The following is a 19,037-nucleotide window of genomic DNA, read 5'->3' on the forward strand; positions in this document are numbered from 1 at the left end:
TCCCTCTAGGAAGACGACACGAGAGACCCATTCTCCAGCCGCAGCCGCCGATCCACACCGATCTCGGTCAGGAACCGTTCGTCGTGGCTGACCACGACGAAGGCTCCCTGGTACGCGGACAGCGCGCTCTCCAGCTGCCCGATGCTGACCAGGTCGAGGTTGTTCGTCGGCTCGTCGAGCAGGAGCAGCTGCGGCGGGGGCGACGCGCACAGCACGCACGCCAGCGTGGCCCGCAGCCGTTCGCCGCCGGAGAGCACCCGTACCGGCAGATGGGCCCGGCCGCCGCGGAACAGGAAGCGCGCCAGCAGGTTCATCCGCTCGGCGTCGGGGATCTCGGGCGCGAACGCGGCCATGTTCCCGGCCACCGTCCGATCCGGATCGAGAAGATCAAGGCGTTGCGAGAGGTACGCGACCCGCCCCTCCGCGGTCTTGACGGAACCGGCCGACGGCGCCAGGTCGCCCGCGATCAGGCGCAGCACCGTGGACTTCCCGGCGCCGTTGGGCCCGGTCAGCGCGATCCGCTCGGGCCCCCGGATGCTCAGGTCGAGCCCGTCGAACAGGTCGCGCACGCGCAGGCCCGTGCCGGTGAACAGGGTCCGCCCCGCGGGCACGGCCGTCCCCGGCAGATCGACCACGATCCGGTCGTCCTCGCGCAGCTCCCGCTCGGCCGCGTCGAGCCGGGCCTTGGCGCCGGCGACCCGGGACGCGTGCGTCTGCCCGGCCCGGCCCGCGGACTCCTGGGCGCCGCGCTTCATGTTGCCGGCGAAGATCCGGGGCAGGCCGGCGCTGTCCAGGTTGCGGGCCGCGGTCGAGGCGCGGCGGGCGGCCCGCTCCCGGGCCTGCTGGAGCTCGCGCTTCTCCCGCTTGACCTCCTGCTCGGCGCTGCGGACGTTCTTCTCGGCCACCTCCTGCGCGGCGGTGCGGGCCTGCTCGTACGCGGAGAAGTTGCCCCCGAAGAGCGCGACGGCGCCCCGCTCGAGCGACGCGATCCGGTTCATCCGGTCCAGCAGCTCGCGATCGTGGCTGACCACGAGCAGGCAGCCGGTGAAGTCGTCGAGCACGTCGTAGAGCCGCAGCCGGGCGTCGTGGTCGAGGTTGTTGGTGGGTTCGTCGAGCAGCAGCACGTCGGGCCGCTTGAGCAGTTGCGCCGCGAGCCCGAGGGACACGATCTGGCCGCCGCTGAGCGTGGCCAGGGTCCGGTCGAGGGTGACGCCGGTGAGGCCGAGCCGATCGAGCACCATCCGGCTGCGCTCCTCGACGTCCCAGTCGTTGCCGATGAGCGTGAAGTGCTCCTCGTCGGCCTCGCCGGACTCGATCGCGTGCAGCGCGCGCACCTGGTCGTCGACGCCGAGCACCGCGGCGACGGTGCGGCCGGCGGTCAGCGGCAGGTCCTGCGGGAGGTAGCCGAGCAGGCCGTCGACGGTGATCGTGCCGTCGGAGGGCTTCAGCTCGCCGGCGATCAGGCGCAGCAGCGTGCTCTTGCCGGCGCCGTTGGCGGCGACCAGCCCGGTGCGGCCCGCGGGAACGGTGAAGGAGAGGCCGGCGAAGACGGGAGTGTCGTCCGGCCAGGAAAAGGACACGTGGGAGCCCACGATGGACATGGGTGAACACACCTCAGGGAGTTTGGGACGGACTGATGACGACAGGACAGAGGGCACTTCACCCTGAGATGTCGTCGTCTCCCTGGATCACGCGATCAACAGTAACCGGTTTTCAGGAATCCGCCACCAGCTGCGAGATCTCCGAGCAGGTGTCGAGCACGACCGGCTTGAGCTCGCGGACGATCCGCTGGGCCGACCAGTCGCGGGCCTGGACGGCGAGGTTCACGCCGGCGACGACCCGGCCGCCGGGGCCGGTGATCGGGCCGGCGACGCTTCTCAGCCCGTACGCCAGCTCCTCGTCCTGCACCGCCCAGCCCTGCTCGCGGATCCGGGCCAGCTCCTCCCCCAGCTCGTCGAGGGAGACCTTGGCGTTGGGGCCGTGCTGGCTCGGGAACGACGCCTCGGTCACCCGCGCGCTCAGGTCCTGCGGCTCGAGGTGGGCCAGCAGCAACTTGCCGATCGAGGTGTGCACCGCCGGCAGCGTGGAGCCGACCTGGATGTTCGCGGTCACAAGATCGGAATTCCGCAGCCGTACGAGGTAAAGGACGCGATCGCCGGTCAGGACCGCGAGGTTCACCGTCTCGCCGGTCTGCTCGGCCAGCCGCTGCAGGCGCGGGGTGGCCAGCTCGACCAGATCGAGGCTGCGCAGCGCGGCGCTGCCCAGGGTCAGCACGCGCACGCCCGGGCGGTAGTCGCCGTTCGGCAGGTGGTCGAGGTAGCCCTCGGCGGTGAGCGTCTGCACCACCCGGTAGGCGGTCGGCATCGGCAGGCCCGCGGTCTCGGCCAGGTCGGTGACCCGCCAGGTCGGCCGCTGCTCGGTGAACAGGCCGAGCAGGCGCAACCCCTTCGCCAGGGCCTCGACCCGGTACTCCGGCTTCGTGTCCGCCATCGGTTGCCCCGCTTTCGCGTTAGGTGTTGCGCCAGCTTAAGTCCCTGCGCAAAGGCAGCCTGGACAGGCCTGGGCACCTCGTCTACGGTATCGGATAGTCGCTTTCACAATGCGAGAACTACGATTCCTGGGGTGCTTCATGCGTGACTGGCTAGCGCTCAGCGGCCGGCCGGCCCTCGTGGCCGGCGCGGGTGGTCTCGGCGGGGCGAGCGCGGTGAGCCTCGCCGCGCAGGGCGCCCGGGTCCTGCTGGCCGACGTCAGCGAGCAGAACCTCGAGGCGGTCGCGGAGGCGGCGAAGGAGGCCGGCGGCGTCATCGACACGATCGCCTGCGACCTGCGCGATCCCGGCCGGTGCCGGCAGATGGTCGACGAGGCCGTCGCGCGGATCGGCGTGCCGCAGGTGTTCCTGCACGCGGTGGGCCGCAACGTGCGCCGTCCCGTGCTCGACCTGACCGACGCCGACTGGCAGCAGCTCGTCGAGCTCAACCTCTCCACCGCGTACTGGCTGGGCCAGCACGTCGGCCGCCAGATGGTCGGCGCCGGCTACGGCCGGATGATCTTCGTGTCGTCCGTGTCCGGCCTGCTCGCCCACGCCGACCACGCGCCCTACGCCGCGACGAAGGGCGGGCTCAACCAGCTCGTACGGGTCATGGCGCGCGAGTGGGCGGCGAAGGGCGTGACGGTCAACGCCGTCGCCCCCGGTTACATCGAAACCGACCTCACCAAGGACCACCTCGACAAGGATGGCAACCGGGAGGCGCTGGAACGGCTCGTGCCGGCGCGGCGGCTCGGCGTGCCCGAGGAGGTCGCCGACGCGGTCACCTTCCTCGCCTCCGACCGCGCGGGGTTCATCACCGGCCAGGTCCTCTACGTCGACGGCGGGCGCGTGCTCGTCTGAAAGGGTCTTTCATGCCTCTCTCCCCTGTCCCCATGCCCCGCCGTTTCGAGGGCCGCTCGGTCGTGGTGACCGGCGCCGGCACCGGCTTCGGCGCCGAGATCGCCGTCCGCGCCGCCCAGGAGGGCGCCCGTGTGGTCGGCGTGCACTACCGCTCGTCCAAGTCCGGCGCCGAGGAGACCGCCGCCCGGGTCACCGCCGCCGGCGCCGAGGCCGTGCTGCTGCAGGCCGACATCGCCGACTGGTCCGCGGTGTCCGCCCTGGCCTCGGCCGCTTTTGCCCAGCTCGGCACCGTCGACGTCCTGATCAACAACGTCGGCGACGTGGCCCGCGAGCAGATGTCCTGGCGCGACATCACCGAGGAGTCGGTGGACCACGTCCTGGCCGTCGACATCAAGGGCACGATGGCCTGCGTGCACGAGTTCGGCGCGAAGATGCTCGACCAGGGCCACGGCGCGATCGTCAACATCGGCTCCACCGTGATCGTCCGGGGCAGCGCCCGGGCCCCCCAGTACGCCGCCGCGAAGTACGGCCTGCTCGGCCTGACCAAGTCGTACGCCCACGCGTTCGCGCCGGTGGTCCGGGTCAACGTGTTCGCGCCCGGTTTCATCGAGACACCGGCGACGCTGGGCCGCGAGGACTGGAAGTCGGGCCGCGGCGACCAGCTCCGCAAGATGACGCCGATGGGCCGCATCCCGGGGCCGGCCGAGCTGGCGGGGACGGCTCTGTTCCTGGCTACCGACGACGCCTTTCACATGACCGGCGGGTACATGGTCGCGGACGGCGGCTACAACATGGTCGGCGCGTGAACGGCTCGCGTCCGGCACCGCTGTGGATGAGCGCCGGAAAATGTCGTAGGCGGGCGGTAGCGTCGCCCCACCCAGTTACGGGTGGGGTTGGCATCGGCGAGCGGGCGCGAACCAGCATCGGCGAGCGGGCGCAAACCAGCATCGGCGAGCGGGCCGAGACGCGTCACCCTGCGACCGGCGGTGTGCGATGACCGCCGTCCACCCCACCGACATCTCCCTCGAGTACGCCCGCGCCCTCATCCGGCGCGCCACCGACAAAGCCGAGCAGCTCGGGCTTCGCGGCGCCATCGCGGTTGTCGGGGCCAGCGGGGCGCTCGTGTCCGCGTCCCGGCTCGATCACGGCGGGCCCGGGGGCATGGCGCGCGCCCGGTCCAAGGCGTGGATCTCGGCGACGCAGCAGATTCCCAGCTCGGAGCACCTGCAGCGGATGACCACGCTGCCCGCCCCGATCAGCGCCGGGTTTGTCGCGGCCTCGCCCGAGGCGCTCTTCCCGGGGGCGGGTGGGCTGCCGATCCGGGACGACAAAAGCGTCATCGGCGGGATCTCGGCATCCGGCGCTACGGTCAGCCCCTTCCTGCCGACCGGGGTGGCGCCCGAGGTGGTCAGCGCCGACGGCGAACCGGCCAACCCCGAAGACCTGCTCATCGCGTACGCGATGGGAATACCCTATGCCGGCCAGCACGGGAACGACCGGGCCCGGTGGCAGGACCGGTTCGGCGACCTCACGGTGCCGCCCGAGGACAGTCTCGGCATGAAACCGGCGCCGCCGGCCTCGGGGCAGCCCGAGCTGGACTGGGCCCTCGGGCTCGCCGACCGGGTGATTCTGCTGGCCCGCGAGCAGGGGCTGCGGCTCAGCGTGGCGATCGTGGACCGCGGCGGCGACCCCATCCAGCAGGATCGGATGGACGACGCCCCGGCCGGCAGCGTCGACGTGGCATGGGGGACGGCGAGCGCGGCGGCCCGGTTCGGCGTGCCGAGCGAGCAGCTCGCGCACTGGTACCCGGTGGCGCAGCTGGCCGCCCTGCACCCGGCGCCGCTGCTGTCGGCGCAGGGCGGGCTGCCGGTCGTCGTGGGCAACCGCGTGGTGGCCGGCCTCGGCGTCGCCGGCGTCGACCCGGCCACGTGCGCGGCCCTCGCCTGGACCGCGCTGTCCGCCCCGCCGGCGCCGGCCGGCCCGCCGGCATGGCCGGCACCATGAGCATCACCAGGATCGCCGTCCTCGGGTGCGGGGCCATCGGCAGCCTCTACGCCGCGCACGTCACCCGGGCGCCGGACACCGAGGTCTGGGCGGTCGACCCCTGGGCCGAGCACATGACGGCGATCGACGAGCACGGGCTGCGGGTGACCGGCCTGGCCGAGTTCACCGCGCCGGTCCGCGCGATCACCGACGCCGCCGATCTGCCGCCGTGCGCGCTCGCCGTCGTGGCCACCAAGGCGCTGCACACGAAAAGCGCGATCGCCGCGGCGGCGCACGCCCTCGGGGACGCCGGCGTCGTCAGCGTGCAGAACGGCGTCGGCAACGAGGAGGTCATCGCCGGGCACGTCCCCCGGGTCATGCGCGGCACCATCGTCACCGCGGGCGCGGTCACCGAGCCGGGGACGGTCCGCTACGACGCGCCCGGCGACTCGTGGATCGGGCCGTTCGAGCCGAGCCCGGCCCGCGCCGGCGAGATCGAGCTGCTGGCCCGCAAGCTCAACGAGGGCGGCCTCACCACGCACGCCGTCGGCGACGCGCGCGGGCCACAGTGGACGAAGGTCGTGTTCAACGCGGCCACCAGCCCGATCGCGGCGCTGACCGGGCTCACGGTGGGACGGGTCTGCACCGATCCGGGGCTGCGCCGCGAGGTGGACCGGCTGATCGACGAGGCCCTCGAGGTGTGTGCGACGGCCGGGATCCGGCTGACCCGAGATCCGCGAGCCTCGGTGGACGAGGCGATCCGGGAGGCGTACGACCACAAGCCGTCGATGTTGCAGGACGTGCTCGCCCGCCGGACCACCGAGATCGATGTCCTCAATGGCGGCATCGCCGCCGAGGGGCGCCGCCACGGCGTGCCCACCCCCGCGCACGACGCCATGGTCGCGCTCGTCCGCGGCCTGGAAACCTCCTGGTGACACGCAGCCCCGTCACAGGTTCGAAATCGTCCGGTCAAGCCATGGACATCCCGCAGGCGCTCACCTATGTTTCTCACAACAAAAAGAAATCCACTTTCGCGATGTGAAAGTTACCTTGATACAGACCGAAGGAGTTCGACCATGACCGTGCTCCGCGCCGCCCTGGCCGCCGTGCTCGCCACCCCCCTCCTGCTGACCGCGGCCTGCGGCGACTCGTCGAGCGGCAGCTCGTCGGACTCGGCCTCCTCGGCCAGCAAGCTCCCCAAGACCCTGGTGTTCTCGCCGCTCTCGCTCGCCCCGCCGGCCCTCAAGGGCCTCTCCGAGGGCGTCAAGGGCATGGCCAAGGCGCAGGGCTGGGAGGTCATCGTGCAGGACCCCAACTTCGACGCCACCAAGCAGACCCAGCAGCTCAACGAGGTGATCAGCTCGGGCCGGGCGGGCGCCGCGTGGGTGCTCGCGGTCGCGCCCAAGTCGATGAGCCCGATCCTCAAGGCCGCCCAGAGCAAGGGCGTGCCGATCCTGGTCAACGGCAAGCCCGACGAGTACGGCTTCACCGGGGCCCAGCCGGGCATCACGTTCGACTACATCGACTACACCGCCGGCGGCAAGGAGCTCGGCTCCCAGCTCGGCAAGTGCATCACCGAGAAGCTCGGCGGCACCGCCAAGGTCCTCTACACCGCCAGCCAGGAGGGCTCGGCCGGCAAGGAGGAGTTCGACAAGGCCGCGCTCGACGCGCTGAAGGCGGCCGCGCCGAACGCGACCGTCGTGCAGACGCTGAACGTCGTCGACCGGGCCAAGGGCCAGACCGACATCGGCAACGTGCTGCAGGGCAACCCGGACCTGTCCGCGGTGATGGCGGCCAACGACGAGGGCTCCCTCGGCGCGATCGGCGCGGCCGGCGCGGCGGGCAAGGAGCTCAAGTGCGTGACCGACTTCGGCGGCAACGACGAGGTGCTCAAGAACGTCAAGGACGGCAAGATCTACGCCTCGGTGGCGCTGCAGTTCGACGCCGACACCGCGCAGTCGTTCAACACGCTGGTCAAGATGCAGGCCGACCCGAAGGCGAACGGCGAGATCCTGATCGTGCCGCAGAAGACCACGACGGCCGGAAGCTGAGGAGAGAATGGCCGTGACGATCGCATCCGCCAAGACGGCCGGCGCCGGGAAAGAGGCCGGTGACCCGCCGATCATCCGCACGCTCATCTTCGTACGGGATCGCGGGATCTTTGTTCTGTGGGCGCTGCTGCTGATCGCCTTCAGCATCTGGGCCAGCCCGTACTTCGCCAGCGTCGACAACGGGATCCTGATCGCCAACGCCGCGGCGATGACCGCCATCTTCGCGGCCGGGATCGCGGTCGGCATCATCTGCGGCGCCCTGGACCTCTCGATCCCGGGCACCGCGGCGCTGGCCGGCTGCGTCTGCGGATGGCTGATCACGCACGGCACGCCGACCTGGGTGTCGATCGTCGCGGCCCTGTTCCTCGGCGCCGTGGTCGGGCTGATCAACGGCCTGATCACGTTGCGCGGCTTCAACCCGATCGTGGTCACGATCGGCACCCTGTCGGCGATGTCCGGGCTCGCCTCGGCCCTGGTCGGCGGCTACACGGTGCCGGGGCTGGACTCGCTCACCTTCATGGGCACCCAGCGCTACCTCGGCGTCCCGGCGCCGGTCTGGATCGTGGCGGCGCTGTTCCTGGCCGGCACGGTCTTCCTGACCCGCACCCGGGACGGCATCCGGATGATGGCGGTCGGCGGCAACCCCGAGGCGGTCCGCCGCTCCGGCATCCACGCCGACCGCTACAAGGTGCTCGGCTTCGTGATCAGCGGCTTCTGCGCGGCGCTCGGCGGCCTGATCACCACGGCGCTGGTCACCGAGGCCAACCCGGCCGCCAACCCGGGCATCATCTTCAACGCGCTGACCGCGGTGGCGCTCGCCGGCGTCTCGCTCGCCGGCGGCCGGGGCTCACTCCCCCGGGTGCTGGTGGGCGCCCTGATCCTCGGCACGATCTCGAACGCGCTGACGCTCAAGGGCATCCAGCCGTACTGGGCGACGGCCGTCACCGGCGTCCTGCTGCTCGGTTCGCTCGCCGTGGAGAAGTGGGTGTCGACCACCGTCTCGAAGCGGCTCGTGCAGTCCGCGAACGCGTCCGTCCACACCGGAACCAGGTGAGGTCTCATGTCTTCGGCGATGGCTCTGGAACTCAAGAACATCGACATGCATTACGGGTACGTACGGGCGCTCGATGCCGTTGATCTGCAGGTGCGCCAGGGCGAGGTCGTCGGCCTGCTCGGCGACAACGGCGCCGGGAAGTCGACCCTGCTGAAGGTGATGTCCGGCGTGCACCAGCCGACCGGCGGCGAGATCCGGGTGCACGGTTCGGTGGCGTCGTTCGCGTCCCCGGCCGAGTCGACCCACGCCGGCATCCAGATGGTCTACCAGGACCTGGCGCTGGTCGACGCCCAGGACATCGCGACGAACCTCAACCTCGGCCGCGAGATCCTGCGCAAGGGCCCACTCGGCTGGCTCGGCTTCGTCGACCACAAGGCCCAGCGACGGCGCTCGACCGCGGAGCTCGAGAGACTGGGCGTACGCACGACGGCCGTCACCCGCCCGGTGGAGATGCTCTCCGGCGGCCAGCGCCAGGTCGTGGCCCTGGCCCGGGGCGCGACCCGGGTGACCGGCGAGAAGAGCGGCATCCTGCTGCTGGACGAGCCGACGGCCGCGCTCGGCTACGAGCAGACCCAGCAGGTGCAGGCCCTGATCCGGCGGCTGGCCGACCAGGGCGTGGCCTGCGTGCTGGTGACGCACAACCTGCCGCTGGCGATGGAGGTCTGCGACCGCATCGCGGTGCTGAACCGCGGCCGCAAGGTCGCCGACGTGGCGGTGGCCGAGACCGACAACGACCAGCTGGTCGGCTGGATAACCGGGGCCCGGCCGTCGATGTTCGCGTGAGGATCGCCGGTCCGGGCGCCACTCCCTACGACAGTTCCGTCGCCACCCCGCGGGCCAGACGGCGGACCACCCCGGCCGGCCCGAACGCCTCGAGCATCCCGTAGTACTTCCCCGGGTCGACGGTCTCGCCCTCGTGCATCGGCACCGCGACCCGCGGCCCGACCGCCCGCACATAATCGACCGCCTCGGAGAGTTTCAGCCACGGCCCGTCCACCGCCACCGCCAGCGCGTCGACGTCGGCGGGCGGCACGAAGAAGGAGTCGCCCGGGTGGAAGAAACCGTCGATCAGGTAGGCGGCGTTGGCGCAGCCGGGCACGTCGCCGTAGACGGCCGCGTGCCGGCCGCCGAAGACGTCCAGGTCGGTGTCGCCGAAGGCCAGCCCGTCGCCCGGCCGGACGACGGCGTGGTCGGGCAGCGGGACGACCGCCGCCGTGTCTTCGTCGACGACCAGCCGCGCGCCCGGGTTGGCGGCCAGCAGAGCGCCGAGCCGGTCCGCGTCGACGTGGTCGGGGTGCTGGTGGGTGACGAGCACGGCGTCGAGCTCGGTGACACCGGAGAAATCGGACAGGACGCCGGGGTCGATCAGCAGGCGGGCGGAAGCCGTCTCCACCAGGAGGCAGGCGTGGCCAAGATGAGTGAGCAGCACGAGGCCTATCATGACGGAACGAAAATGCCTTTCAAAGAGCGAAAACATGTGATCATCGCCGGGGGCGGCCTGTCGGGGCTGGCGCTGGCGCAGGGCCTGCGCCGGCGCGGCCACACCGCGACCGTCTTCGAGCGCGACGCCGACCTCGACCGGAAGCAGGGCTACTACCTGCACATGAACCCGTACGGCGGGGACGCGCTGCGCGACCTGCTGCCGGCCGACCTGTACGCGCTCTACCAGGCCACGTCCCGCCGCACCCAGAGGATGGCGTCGATCGTCCTCGACGAGCAGCTCCGCGAGCTCAGCTCCCAGCCGCACCTGGGCCCGGCCGACCACGAGGACCCGCCGCACACCGGGGTGCACCGCCGCACGCTGCGGCAGATCCTGGCGGCCCGGCTCGGCGACGCGCTGCGCACCGGCGTCGCGGTCACCGGCTACACCGAGGACGCGGACGGCGTGCGCGTCGAGCTTTCCGACGGCACCACGCAACGAGCAGACGTCCTGGTCGGGGCGGACGGCATCCGGTCGGCGGTCCGGGCCCGGAAACTGCCCGAGACAAAGGTCATCCTCGCCGGCATCGAGGGCATCGGCGTGTACGGCCGCACGCCGCTCACCGACGACCTGCGGGCGGCGCTGCCGAAGGTCTTGCTCGAGGGCGTGATCATCGTCGTCGACCGGGCCGGCTCGCGGCTGCTGGTGGGCGCGTTCGATCCGCGGCGACCGGTCGGCGAGGCGGCCCGGGAGCTGGCGCCGGACGTCGCCCTCGACCCCGTCGGCCCGTACGTGATGGTCAGTTGCAGTGTCGCGCCCGGCACCGTGGTCCCGCCCGCCGCCGAGTGGACCGGCGACACCCCGGCCCTGCTGCGCGACTCGATGCTGCGGGCGGTCGACGGCTGGCACCCGGCGGCCGGCCGGCTGGTCGGCGGCATGGACCTCGACTCGATCTTCATGATCCCGTTCGGCTACCTGGACGTGGCGGACGACTGGCCACCGTCGCGGGTGACGCTGCTCGGCGACGCCGCCCACGCGATGCTGCCGACGCTGGGGATGGGCGCGAACCTGGCCCTGCACGACGCCCGGCTGCTCGCGAACCGGCTCGACGAGGCCGGTCCGGACGTGGTCGCGGCGATCGGCGCGTACGAGCGGGAGATGCGCGCGGTGGCCTATCCCTTCCACCGGATGACCCTCGACCACGACCGCAACTTCGGGGGCGGCGCACTGAAGGAGCTGGACAGGTGAACGGACTGTTCCTGCGCGGCGAGGACGGCTACGAGCAGGCCCGGGTCGACCGGGTCTTCAACCGGCGGCGGCCCGGGCGCTACCCCGACGCGGTTCTGATCGCCGAGGACGCGCGGGCGGTCGCCGACGGGGTGCGACTGGCGAACGAGCGCGGCTGGACGGTCGCGGTGCGGGCCGGCGGCCATTCCTGGGCGGCCTGGAGCGTCCGCGACGGCGGCCTGCTCATCGACCTGCAAAAGCTCGGCACGATGTCGTACGACGAGACGACCGGCATCGCGGTGGCGGGGCCGGCCGTGCGTGGGGGCAAGGAGCTGGCGCCGTTCCTGGCCGGCAAGGGCCGCTACTTCCCGGGCGGCCACTGCCCGACCGTCGGCATCGGCGGCTTCCTGCTTCAGGGCGGTCAGGGCTGGAACAGCCGGTCGGTCGGGTGGGCGTGCGAGAGCGTCGTGGCGGTCGACGTGGTGACCGCGGACGGCGAGCTGATCCGCGCCGACGCCGACCACCACAGCGACCTGTACTGGGCCGCCCGCGGGGCGGGGCCGGGGTTTCCGGCGATCGTCACCGCCTTCCATCTGCGGACCTACCCGAAGTTCGCGCACCTGTGGCACGACACCTGGGTGTTCGACCTCGACGACGGCGAGACGCTGCTGGCCTGGATGCACGACCTGCTGCCGAAGCTCGACCGCCGGGTCGAGCCGGTGATCGCCGCGACCCGCCTGCCGCTGCCCGACCGCACCGTCCTGCTGCTGCACACCACGGTCATGGCCGCCTCCCCGGCCGAGGCCGAGGAGCTGCTGGCGGTCTTCGGCACCGGACCGCTGGCCGGCCGGGCGCTCGACCACATCCGCGGCGAGACCAGCCTCGACGACGAGGGCCGGGCCCAGGAGGAGCAGAGCCCGGAGGGCTACCGGTACGCGGTCGACTGCACCTGGACCGACGCGCCGGCCGGGGTCCTCGCCGGGCCGCTGCTGCGGTTGTGGCGCGAGCTGGACACCCGGCACTCGTTCTCGATCTGGTACGGCTGGCAGCCGCACCGCCCGCTGCCGGACATGGCGTTCTCGGTCGAGGGCAACGTCTACATCGCCACCTACGCGATCTACGAGGACGCGGCCGACGACGAGAAGTACCGCACCTGGGTGCACGACCGCACGGCCGCGATCGCCGTCGCCCAGGGCGCCGGGGTCTACCTCGGCGACACCGACTTCACCGGGCGGCAGGACCGGTTCCTGTCCGACGCGAACTTCGCCCGGCTCGCCGAGGTGCGGGCGCGGCGGGACCCGGACGGGCGGTTCGCGTCCTACCTGACGGCGTCGGCCGAGGGGCTGAACGTTCATGGCTGAGTGCCGCCTCGACCACGTCGGCCTGGCCGTGCACGACCTCGACGCGGCCGCCGAGTGGTACTGCGCGGCCTTCGGCTACCGGCGCGAGCTGGCGCTGCGGGTCGACGCGATCGAGCTCGACATCGTGATGCTGCTGCATCCGGGCCACGGCGACCGGCTCGAGCTGCTGCACCGGCCCGGCTCGGACGCCGGTCCGCGCCCGGCGAACCCGGCCGCGGCGGCGCTGACGGAGGCGTACGGGCACATCGCCTTTGACGTCGAAGGTCTGGACGCGACGTTCGCGCGGGTGGTCGGCCTGGGCGCGCGCCCGGTCATGCCGCCGCAGCCGTCGCCGGAAGCGGGCGTGCGGATGGCCTTCGTGGCCGATCCGGAAGGAAACCTCGTCGAGTTGCTGGAGCGGCCATGACCACCATCCTCGGCCTGAGCGCCGGAGCGCCGGGCGGGAGCGCGGAGATCCTGCTGCGCACGGCGCTGGCCGCGGCGGGGACGGCGACCATCGATCTGGTACGCCTCGCCGACCTCGACCTGGACGACCGGGACCACCTGGACTGGCTGTGGGACCGCCTCGTCGAGTGCGACGGCCTGATCGTCAGCACGCCGATCATGAGCCGGACCGTGGCGGCCTCGCTGAAGCTGCTCGTCGACCGGCTGCTCGGGCCGAACGCGGACGCGGCGATCATCGAGCAGCTGGTGGCGCTGCGCCACGCCGGCACCGAGCCCGCCGTGCCGTTCCGGGTCGACGAGCGGGTGCTCAAGCCGCGGGTCGCCGGGTTCCTCGCGGTCGGTGGCTCGCTCACCCCGCAGTGGAAGACCCTCGCGCTGCCACTGCTGCACACGGTCACGTTCTCGATGCACATCGCCGTGGTCGACCAGGTGGTGTTCGAGGGGGCGGGCACGCCGAAGTCGATCCTGCTCGACCGGCCGGCGCTGGAGCGGGCCGCGACGCTGGGCGCCAACGTGGCCGGGCAGATCGGGGTCTCGCCGCCCGCCTACCTCGGCCCGCCGGGGCTCTGCCCGATGTGCCACCTCGACGTGATCACGCTGGCCGGGACCGACGTGGCCTGCGCGACCTGCGGCTGCCGCGGCGTGCTGCGCGACGGCGGGGCGATCGAGTGGACCGACCGGGACACGTCGGTGCTGTCGATGGCGGAGAAGCGGGCGCACGCGGTGGAGATCCAGGAGACGGCGGCCCGGCATCGCGCGCAGGCGTCGGCGATCGCGTCGCGGGAAGCGGCGGTGCCCGTCTTCGTCCCGAGCACGCCGAAGTGAGCGGGGTCGCGCACGACCTGCGGGTCGAGCACCTCACCGAGCCGATCGGCATCCTCGACCCGGCGCCGCGGCTGTCCTGGAAGCTGCCGGCCGGGGTCGCGCGGCAGGTCGGGTACCGGCTGCGGGCGGACAACGGGTGGGACACCGGCCGGGTCGACGGGGATACCTCGGTTCTCGTGCCCTACGACGGGCCGGCGTTCGAGCGGGTCACCTGGCGGGTCAAGGTGTGGACCGACCGGGGCGAGCACGACTGGTCGGCGGCGTCCTTCTTCGAGCGCGGCATCGACTCGTGGACGGCTCGGTGGATCGCGCCGGTCGACGCCGGCTCGTCACGGCCGGGCTTTCTGCTGCGCGGGACCTTCGAGGCGGCGGCGCGGCCGGTCAGCGCCCGGCTCTACATCACGGCGCACGGCATCTACGAGGCGTTCCTCAACGGGGAGCGGGTCGGGGACCAGGAGCTGACGCCGGGGTTCACGCAGTACCGCAGCCGGGTGCAGGTGCAGGCGTACGACGTGACGGATCTCGTGCGGGCCGGGCGGAACGCGCTCGGGGTGATCCTCGCCGACGGGTGGTACCGAGGGCAGACGGGGGCGCTGCACTCGGCCGATCAGTGGGGAGATTCGGTCGCGCTTCTGGCCGAGTTGCGGGTGCGCCTGGCGGACGGGTCGTCGCTGACCTTCGGGACCGGGCCGTCCTGGTCCTTCGCCACCGGCCACATCCTCGGCGCCGACCTGATCGCCGGCGAGCACGTCGACCTGCGCCTGCTCCCCGCCCGCTGGACCTCGCCCAACTTTTCCGGATTTGTCGGGCGTCAGGTGGCGTTGCCTGACATCGGTTTAAGGTCGCTGACCGACTCGCCCGCTCCGCCCGTACGGCAAATTTCGCATATTTCGCCTTTGTCGGTTAAGACGCTCGCGCCGGGGAAGCAGGTCATCGACCTCGGGCAGAACATCAACGGGTGGATCCGGCTGAACCGCCTCGGGCCGGCGGGGGTGCCGATCACCCTGACCCACGGCGAGAGCCTGGACGCGTCCGGCGACGTGACGACGGACCATCTCCGGCCCGACTTCCCGTTCCTGCCGGGCCCGCTGCCGGCCGGGATGGTCGACGTCGTGGTGCCGGCCGGTCCGGGCGACACCTTCGAGCCGCGGCGCACCACGCACGGGTTTCGCTACGTGCGCGTCGAGGGCCTTGCCGACGAGCTGACCCCGTCCGACGTACGCGGCGTCGTCGTCCACACCGACATGCGGCGGACCGGCTGGTTCTCGTGCAGCGACCCGCGGATCGACGCCCTGCACGAGGCGGCCGTGTGGAGCCTGCGCGACAACGCCTGCGACATCCCGACCGACTGCCCGCAGCGGGAGCGCGCCGGCTGGACGGGGGACTGGCAGGTCTTCGCCGGCACCGCCGCGTTCCTCTACGACGTGGCCGGCTTCAGCACGAAGTGGCTGCGCGACGTCGTCGCCGACCAGTGGGCCGACGGCACGATCGCGAACATGAGCCCCTGCCCGCCGGCCGAGGGGTTCGGCTCGCCGATGGCCCACCTCAACGGCTCGGCCGGGTGGGGCGACGCGATCGTCGTGGTGCCGTGGCGGCTCTTCCGGGCGTACGGCGACACGCGCATCCTGGCCGAGACCTGGCCCGCGATGGAGGCCTGGACGGCGCGGGCCGCCACCATGGCGCGGGCGAACCGGCATCCGGACCGGGTGGCCGCCCGGCCGGTGGCGGCGGCGCACGAGGCGTACCTCTGGGACTCGGGTTTCTATTGGGGTGAGTGGCTCGCGCCGGGCGAGGAGCCCGGAGATTTCCCCGCGTTCGTGGCCGCCGACAAGAGTGACGTGGCGACGGCCTATCTCGCGTACTCGGCCGGGCTGATGGCCCGGATCGCCGCCGTGCTCGGGAAGCCGGCGGCGCACTACGAGGAGCTGGCCGCCGGGGCCCGCGACGCCTGGCAGCGGGAGTTCCTCGGCACGGACGGGCGGCTGACGCCGGACACGCAGGCCAACCACGTGCGGGCGCTGACCTTCGATCTGGTGCCGGTGGAGATGCGGCCCGCGGTGGCCGCGCGCCTGGCGACCCTGGTCAAGGAGGCCGGCAACCACCTGACGACCGGCTTCCTGGCCACGCCCGACCTGCTGCCGGCGCTGGCCGACGCCGGTCACCTGGACGCCGCCTACGCGCTGCTGACGCAGGACACCGAGCCGTCGTGGCTGCTGATGATCGACCGCGGGGCCACGACGATGTGGGAGCGGTGGGACGGGGTCGACGCCGCCGGGGTGGCGCACGAGTCGCTCAACCATTACGCCAAGGGCGCGGTCGTCTCGTTCCTGCACCGGTACGTCGCCGGACTGTCGCCGCTCTTGCCCGCCTACCGGACATTTCGGGTGCGGCCGCGCCCCGGTGGCGGGCTGACCTGGGCGTCCGCGGCGCACGAGTCGCCGTACGGCCGGATCGAGGTGCGGTGGTCGCTGACCGGCGGGCGCTTCGACCTGTCGGTGTCGGTGCCGCCGGGGACGACGGCCGAAGCGGTCCTCCCCGACGGGTCCACGCGGGATCTCGGGCCCGGCGAGCATCACCTTCGTTCTTGACGCCTCGCGATCCACACGTCCCGGGTGGCGCGGACGGTGAGGTCGTCGCGCTCGGGCAGCGTGGCGACGACGCGCTCGAGCGCGGCCCGGTCGTCGGCGCCGAGCTGATCGGCGAGGCCGTGCTGTGCGCGCTGCAGGGTCACCTGGGCGTAGCGGACCGCCTGCTCGGACAGCGGGCGGCGCAGCTCGATGTCGAAGCGGCGCTCTCCCTCGAGCGCGAAGCCGGCGTCCTTGATCCCGGCGCCCCAGTCCAGGCCCATGTGCAGTCCGGCATCGTGCCGGCGGCGGGCCGCGGCCTCGTGGATCCGGTCCTCCAGGGCGGCGGCCTCCGTTTCACCCAGGAAGCGCGGGAACGAGTCCAACTCGGTGATCACGAAGACGCCGCCGGGCCGCAGGACGTCGCGCACCTGGGTCAGCGTGCGGGCCGGGTCGGCCAGGTGGTGCAGCGACGCCGACGCCCAGACCAGGTCGGCCGGGCCGAGCGCGGGCCAGTCGCCGTCGAGGTCGGCGCGGACCGTGCGGACCCGGTCGGCCACACCCGCCTCGGCCGCGCGGCGGCGCAGGTGGTCGAGCATCTCCTGGTCGACGTCGACGGCAGTGACCTCGGCCGTGGGCAGCAGCCGGGCCAGCGAGAGCGTGCCGGCGCCGGTGCCCGCGCCGAGATCGACGATGCGGGGGCGGTCCGGGACGAGGGAGCCGGCCCAGCCGATCACCTCGCGGTGGTAGTCGTGGAGGACGTCGACATCGAGGTCGAGCATGTCGGCCAGGTGCTCATGTGCCATGTCACCGACGCTAGCGGCCTTTTGCGCGTACGGCATAAGGTCTTGCGTATGACGCAAGACGGTGAGCTCGACGCCCTGGTCCGGCAGCGCATCCGGAGCCTGCGGGTGGCGCGCGGCTGGTCGCTCGACGAGCTGGCCGCCCGCAGCTACCTGAGCCCCTCCACGCTGAGCCGCATCGAGACCGGCCACCGCCGCATCGCGCTCGACCAGCTGGCCCCGATCGCCCGCGCGCTGGGCACGACGCTCGACCAGCTGGTGGAGTCGGGCCGCGACGAGGACGTGGTGATCCGCCCGCACCGCGACGAGGAACGCGGCATCACCACGTGGCTGCTGTCCCGCGAGGGCAACCCGGCCGGCATGCGGGTCGCCAAGATGCGGCTGACCCGCCCCGCCCACCCCGCGCTGCGCGTGCACCCCGGCCGCGACTGGTTCACCGTCCTGTCCGGCACCGCCGTGCTGCGGCTGGGCGACCGCACGGTCCTGGTCCGCGCGGGCGAGGCCGCCGAGTTCTCGACGATGGTCCCGCACGCGTTCGGCGCCGCCGGCGGCCCCGCCGAGATCCTGTGCATCCTCGACCACGACGGCGAACGCACCCACCTGGGCCCGCCACCGGTCACGGACTGACGCTCGGCGCTCAGGGTGGGTGCGCTCGCCCCCTGGGCGCCGCCGCCGGTCACGGGCTGACGCTCAGCGCTCAGGGTGGGTGCGCTCGCCCCCTGGGCGCCGCCGCCGGTCACGGACTGATGCTCAGCGCTCAGGGTGGGTGCGCTCGCCCCCTGGGCGCCGCCGCCGGTCACGGACTGACGATCAACGGCCCGCCCGCCCTCGTCCGCAGGGCGGGCCCGCCCGGGTCGAGGCTGCGGCGGGCGGCGTTGACGAAGTCCAGCTGCGCCGCCGCAAGCTCTTCGAGCAGGGCGCGCCAACCGTCGTCTTCCCCGTCGCCCGCGTGCACCGCCCGGTCCATCCGCACCAGCACGCCGGCCAGCTCGGAGGCCGCGTCCGTCACCCCTTCGTCGGCGACCAGGCTCAGCTCCGCGAGCGCCGCACCCCAGCGCGGCCAGTCCAGCGCCGTGAGGTCGAGCTGCCCGAGATGGGCCCGGCGCACATCGAACTCGATCCGCGTGTACTCCCGCAGCAGAGCCCGATAGGCCGACGCCTTCCCGTCCCGAACCCATTGCCGATCCTGACTGCGCCGCGCGAGGAGTCCCCCGACAACCACCCCGGCCAGCGCCGTGACCGCGCTGCTGACAATCGTCGCGATGACCGTCCAGGACACGCACCCACCCTGCCCGCCGCGCCGCTCCCTGTCCACCGGCCCGGATCTTGCCCCGCCGCTCGGTCGTTGCATGGGTATGCACCGTTTCGCACTCGTAGGCTTGGCGTCCGTGGTTCCGGTCGCGCTCGCCGCCGCTCCGGCCGGGGCCTCCATCGTCTCCCGCCCGCCGGCCGCCTTGACCGTCTCCCGCCCGCCGGCCGCCTTGACCGTCGCCCGCCCGCCGGCCCCGGTCCCGGCCCCAGCCGCCCGGACGATCACGCTGACCGCCGCCGACAACGGGCGCGCCGTCCGGGTGCGCCGGGGTGAGTACGTGCTGGTGCGTCTCCGGGTCGACCCGAGCGCGAACCCCGACCCCGCCACGTGGTGGCGGGCGATCGGCGAATCCGGCCACCAGCTGAAGGCCTTGCCGCAGACCGCGATCAGCATCCGCGGCACGACGCGCGGCCGTTACCGTGCGGTCGCCCGCGGCGAGGCGACGCTCTCGTCGTCCCGCTCGGTGTGCCCGCCGCACGGCACCGGCCCGACCTGCCACAGCATGCAGGGCTGGACCGTCACGGTCGACGTGCGTTAGCGCAGCGCCCGACTCCCCCATGGGCGCGAGTTCGCGCCCACGACTGCCGTCCCGCGTCCCGGCGAGT

19 protein-coding genes are annotated in these 19,037 nt (G+C 72.7%); 14 read left to right on the forward strand and 5 right to left on the reverse strand.

The features are described 5' to 3' along the window. Nucleotides 1-5 precede the first annotated feature (5 nt). The gene (locus tag ACZ6TB_RS03220; RefSeq protein ID WP_465549998.1) at nt 6-1,601 is read right to left on the reverse strand and encodes an ABC-F family ATP-binding cassette domain-containing protein; all 1,596 of its coding nucleotides are present in this window, start codon (nt 1,599-1,601) and stop codon (nt 6-8) included. A gap of 112 nt (nt 1,602-1,713) precedes the next feature. Beyond that, a complete protein-coding gene (locus tag ACZ6TB_RS03225; protein ID WP_465550000.1) occupies nt 1,714-2,490 on the reverse strand; it encodes an IclR family transcriptional regulator in 777 nt (258 codons plus the stop codon). Between the two features lie 139 nt (nt 2,491-2,629). Here ACZ6TB_RS03225 and ACZ6TB_RS03230 point away from each other — a divergent pair, with 139 nt between their 5' ends. From ACZ6TB_RS03230 to ACZ6TB_RS03260, 7 genes are all read left to right on the forward strand, one after another. Further along, entirely contained in the window at nt 2,630-3,388 is a 759-nt protein-coding gene (locus tag ACZ6TB_RS03230) for an SDR family NAD(P)-dependent oxidoreductase (protein WP_465550002.1), read from the forward strand. Between the two features lie 32 nt (nt 3,389-3,420). After that, a complete protein-coding gene (locus tag ACZ6TB_RS03235; RefSeq protein WP_465550004.1) occupies nt 3,421-4,194 on the forward strand; it encodes an SDR family NAD(P)-dependent oxidoreductase in 774 nt (257 codons plus the stop codon). A 187-nt stretch (nt 4,195-4,381) separates the two neighbouring features. Further along, nucleotides 4,382-5,392 (forward strand): GlcG/HbpS family heme-binding protein, encoded by a 1,011-nt coding sequence (locus ACZ6TB_RS03240; RefSeq protein WP_465550006.1) that lies wholly within the window; start codon nt 4,382-4,384, stop codon nt 5,390-5,392. Next, nucleotides 5,389-6,306: a ketopantoate reductase family protein gene (locus ACZ6TB_RS03245; protein ID WP_465550008.1), complete on the forward strand. Its 918-nt coding sequence runs from the start codon at nt 5,389-5,391 to the stop codon at nt 6,304-6,306. The genes ACZ6TB_RS03240 and ACZ6TB_RS03245 overlap by 4 nt, the downstream gene beginning before the upstream one ends. 141 nt (nt 6,307-6,447) lie before the next feature. Continuing rightward, entirely contained in the window at nt 6,448-7,422 is a 975-nt protein-coding gene (locus tag ACZ6TB_RS03250) for a sugar ABC transporter substrate-binding protein (protein WP_465550010.1), read from the forward strand. Between the two features lie 13 nt (nt 7,423-7,435). Further along, nucleotides 7,436-8,476: an ABC transporter permease gene (locus ACZ6TB_RS03255; RefSeq protein ID WP_465550012.1), complete on the forward strand. Its 1,041-nt coding sequence runs from the start codon at nt 7,436-7,438 to the stop codon at nt 8,474-8,476. 6 nt (nt 8,477-8,482) lie between these two features. Then, nucleotides 8,483-9,259: an ATP-binding cassette domain-containing protein gene (locus ACZ6TB_RS03260; protein WP_465550014.1), complete on the forward strand. Its 777-nt coding sequence runs from the start codon at nt 8,483-8,485 to the stop codon at nt 9,257-9,259. A gap of 25 nt (nt 9,260-9,284) precedes the next feature. Here ACZ6TB_RS03260 and ACZ6TB_RS03265 read toward each other — a convergent pair whose 3' ends face one another. Next, nucleotides 9,285-9,917 carry an MBL fold metallo-hydrolase gene (locus ACZ6TB_RS03265; protein WP_465550016.1) on the reverse strand — a complete coding sequence of 211 codons (633 nt, stop codon included), beginning with the start codon at nt 9,915-9,917 and terminating at the stop codon, nt 9,285-9,287. 12 nt (nt 9,918-9,929) lie between these two features. On the opposite strand from ACZ6TB_RS03265, the gene ACZ6TB_RS03270 reads away from it, so the two are divergent. Genes ACZ6TB_RS03270 through ACZ6TB_RS03290 form a run of 5 tightly spaced genes read left to right on the forward strand, consistent with a single transcriptional unit; the run spans nt 9,930 to nt 16,341 of the window. Continuing rightward, nucleotides 9,930-11,144 (forward strand): FAD-dependent oxidoreductase, encoded by a 1,215-nt coding sequence (locus tag ACZ6TB_RS03270; RefSeq protein WP_465550018.1) that lies wholly within the window; start codon nt 9,930-9,932, stop codon nt 11,142-11,144. Further along, entirely contained in the window at nt 11,141-12,484 is a 1,344-nt protein-coding gene (locus ACZ6TB_RS03275) for an FAD-binding oxidoreductase (RefSeq protein WP_465550020.1), read from the forward strand. The genes ACZ6TB_RS03270 and ACZ6TB_RS03275 overlap by 4 nt, the downstream gene beginning before the upstream one ends. Beyond that, a complete protein-coding gene (locus tag ACZ6TB_RS03280; protein WP_465550022.1) occupies nt 12,477-12,890 on the forward strand; it encodes a VOC family protein in 414 nt (137 codons plus the stop codon). The genes ACZ6TB_RS03275 and ACZ6TB_RS03280 overlap by 8 nt, the downstream gene beginning before the upstream one ends. After that, nucleotides 12,887-13,753, forward strand: coding sequence for an NAD(P)H-dependent oxidoreductase (locus ACZ6TB_RS03285; RefSeq protein WP_465550024.1), 867 nt, complete (start codon nt 12,887-12,889; stop codon nt 13,751-13,753). Before ACZ6TB_RS03280 ends, ACZ6TB_RS03285 begins: the two co-directional genes overlap by 4 nt. Beyond that, entirely contained in the window at nt 13,750-16,341 is a 2,592-nt protein-coding gene (locus tag ACZ6TB_RS03290; protein WP_465550026.1) for a family 78 glycoside hydrolase catalytic domain, read from the forward strand. Before ACZ6TB_RS03285 ends, ACZ6TB_RS03290 begins: the two co-directional genes overlap by 4 nt. On the opposite strand, the gene ACZ6TB_RS03295 is transcribed toward ACZ6TB_RS03290, so the two are convergent. Further along, nucleotides 16,326-17,123 (reverse strand): class I SAM-dependent methyltransferase, encoded by a 798-nt coding sequence (locus ACZ6TB_RS03295; protein ID WP_465550028.1) that lies wholly within the window; start codon nt 17,121-17,123, stop codon nt 16,326-16,328. The genes ACZ6TB_RS03290 and ACZ6TB_RS03295 overlap by 16 nt on opposite strands. Nucleotides 17,124-17,171: 48 nt before the next feature. Between ACZ6TB_RS03295 and ACZ6TB_RS03300 the strand changes: the two genes are divergently transcribed. After that, complete coding sequence (locus ACZ6TB_RS03300; protein ID WP_465550030.1) at nt 17,172-17,747, forward strand: helix-turn-helix domain-containing protein; 576 nt, start codon at nt 17,172-17,174, stop codon at nt 17,745-17,747. A 169-nt stretch (nt 17,748-17,916) separates the two neighbouring features. On the opposite strand, the gene ACZ6TB_RS03305 is transcribed toward ACZ6TB_RS03300, so the two are convergent. Further along, a complete protein-coding gene (locus tag ACZ6TB_RS03305) occupies nt 17,917-18,399 on the reverse strand; it encodes a hypothetical protein (RefSeq protein WP_465550032.1) in 483 nt (160 codons plus the stop codon). Nucleotides 18,400-18,508: 109 nt separating this feature from the next. Between ACZ6TB_RS03305 and ACZ6TB_RS03310 the strand changes: the two genes are divergently transcribed. Then, on the forward strand, nt 18,509-18,970 hold the full coding sequence (locus tag ACZ6TB_RS03310) for a hypothetical protein (RefSeq protein ID WP_465550034.1): 462 nt from the start codon (nt 18,509-18,511) through the stop codon (nt 18,968-18,970). The last annotated feature ends 67 nt before the right edge of the window (nt 18,971-19,037 follow it).

Source organism: Actinoplanes sp. NPDC051537, assembly GCF_055586105.1.

Excerpts from the sequence above, each read along its gene's own strand:
- ACZ6TB_RS03220 (WP_465549998.1), bottom strand. The coding sequence starts at position 1,601 with ATGTCCATCGTGGGCTCCCACGTGTCCTTTTCCTGGCCGGACGACACT.
- ACZ6TB_RS03225 (WP_465550000.1), bottom strand. The coding sequence starts at position 2,490 with ATGGCGGACACGAAGCCGGAGTACCGGGTCGAGGCCCTGGCGAAGGGG.
- ACZ6TB_RS03230 (WP_465550002.1), top strand. The coding sequence starts at position 2,630 with ATGCGTGACTGGCTAGCGCTCAGCGGCCGGCCGGCCCTCGTGGCCGGC.
- ACZ6TB_RS03235 (WP_465550004.1), top strand. The coding sequence starts at position 3,421 with ATGCCCCGCCGTTTCGAGGGCCGCTCGGTCGTGGTGACCGGCGCCGGC.
- ACZ6TB_RS03240 (WP_465550006.1), top strand. The coding sequence starts at position 4,382 with ATGACCGCCGTCCACCCCACCGACATCTCCCTCGAGTACGCCCGCGCC.
- ACZ6TB_RS03245 (WP_465550008.1), top strand. The coding sequence starts at position 5,389 with ATGAGCATCACCAGGATCGCCGTCCTCGGGTGCGGGGCCATCGGCAGC.
- ACZ6TB_RS03250 (WP_465550010.1), top strand. The coding sequence starts at position 6,448 with ATGACCGTGCTCCGCGCCGCCCTGGCCGCCGTGCTCGCCACCCCCCTC.
- ACZ6TB_RS03260 (WP_465550014.1), top strand. The coding sequence starts at position 8,483 with ATGTCTTCGGCGATGGCTCTGGAACTCAAGAACATCGACATGCATTAC.
- ACZ6TB_RS03265 (WP_465550016.1), bottom strand. The coding sequence starts at position 9,917 with ATGATAGGCCTCGTGCTGCTCACTCATCTTGGCCACGCCTGCCTCCTG.
- ACZ6TB_RS03270 (WP_465550018.1), top strand. The coding sequence starts at position 9,930 with ATGCCTTTCAAAGAGCGAAAACATGTGATCATCGCCGGGGGCGGCCTG.
- ACZ6TB_RS03280 (WP_465550022.1), top strand. The coding sequence starts at position 12,477 with ATGGCTGAGTGCCGCCTCGACCACGTCGGCCTGGCCGTGCACGACCTC.
- ACZ6TB_RS03285 (WP_465550024.1), top strand. The coding sequence starts at position 12,887 with ATGACCACCATCCTCGGCCTGAGCGCCGGAGCGCCGGGCGGGAGCGCG.
- ACZ6TB_RS03295 (WP_465550028.1), bottom strand. The coding sequence starts at position 17,123 with ATGGCACATGAGCACCTGGCCGACATGCTCGACCTCGATGTCGACGTC.
- ACZ6TB_RS03300 (WP_465550030.1), top strand. The coding sequence starts at position 17,172 with ATGACGCAAGACGGTGAGCTCGACGCCCTGGTCCGGCAGCGCATCCGG.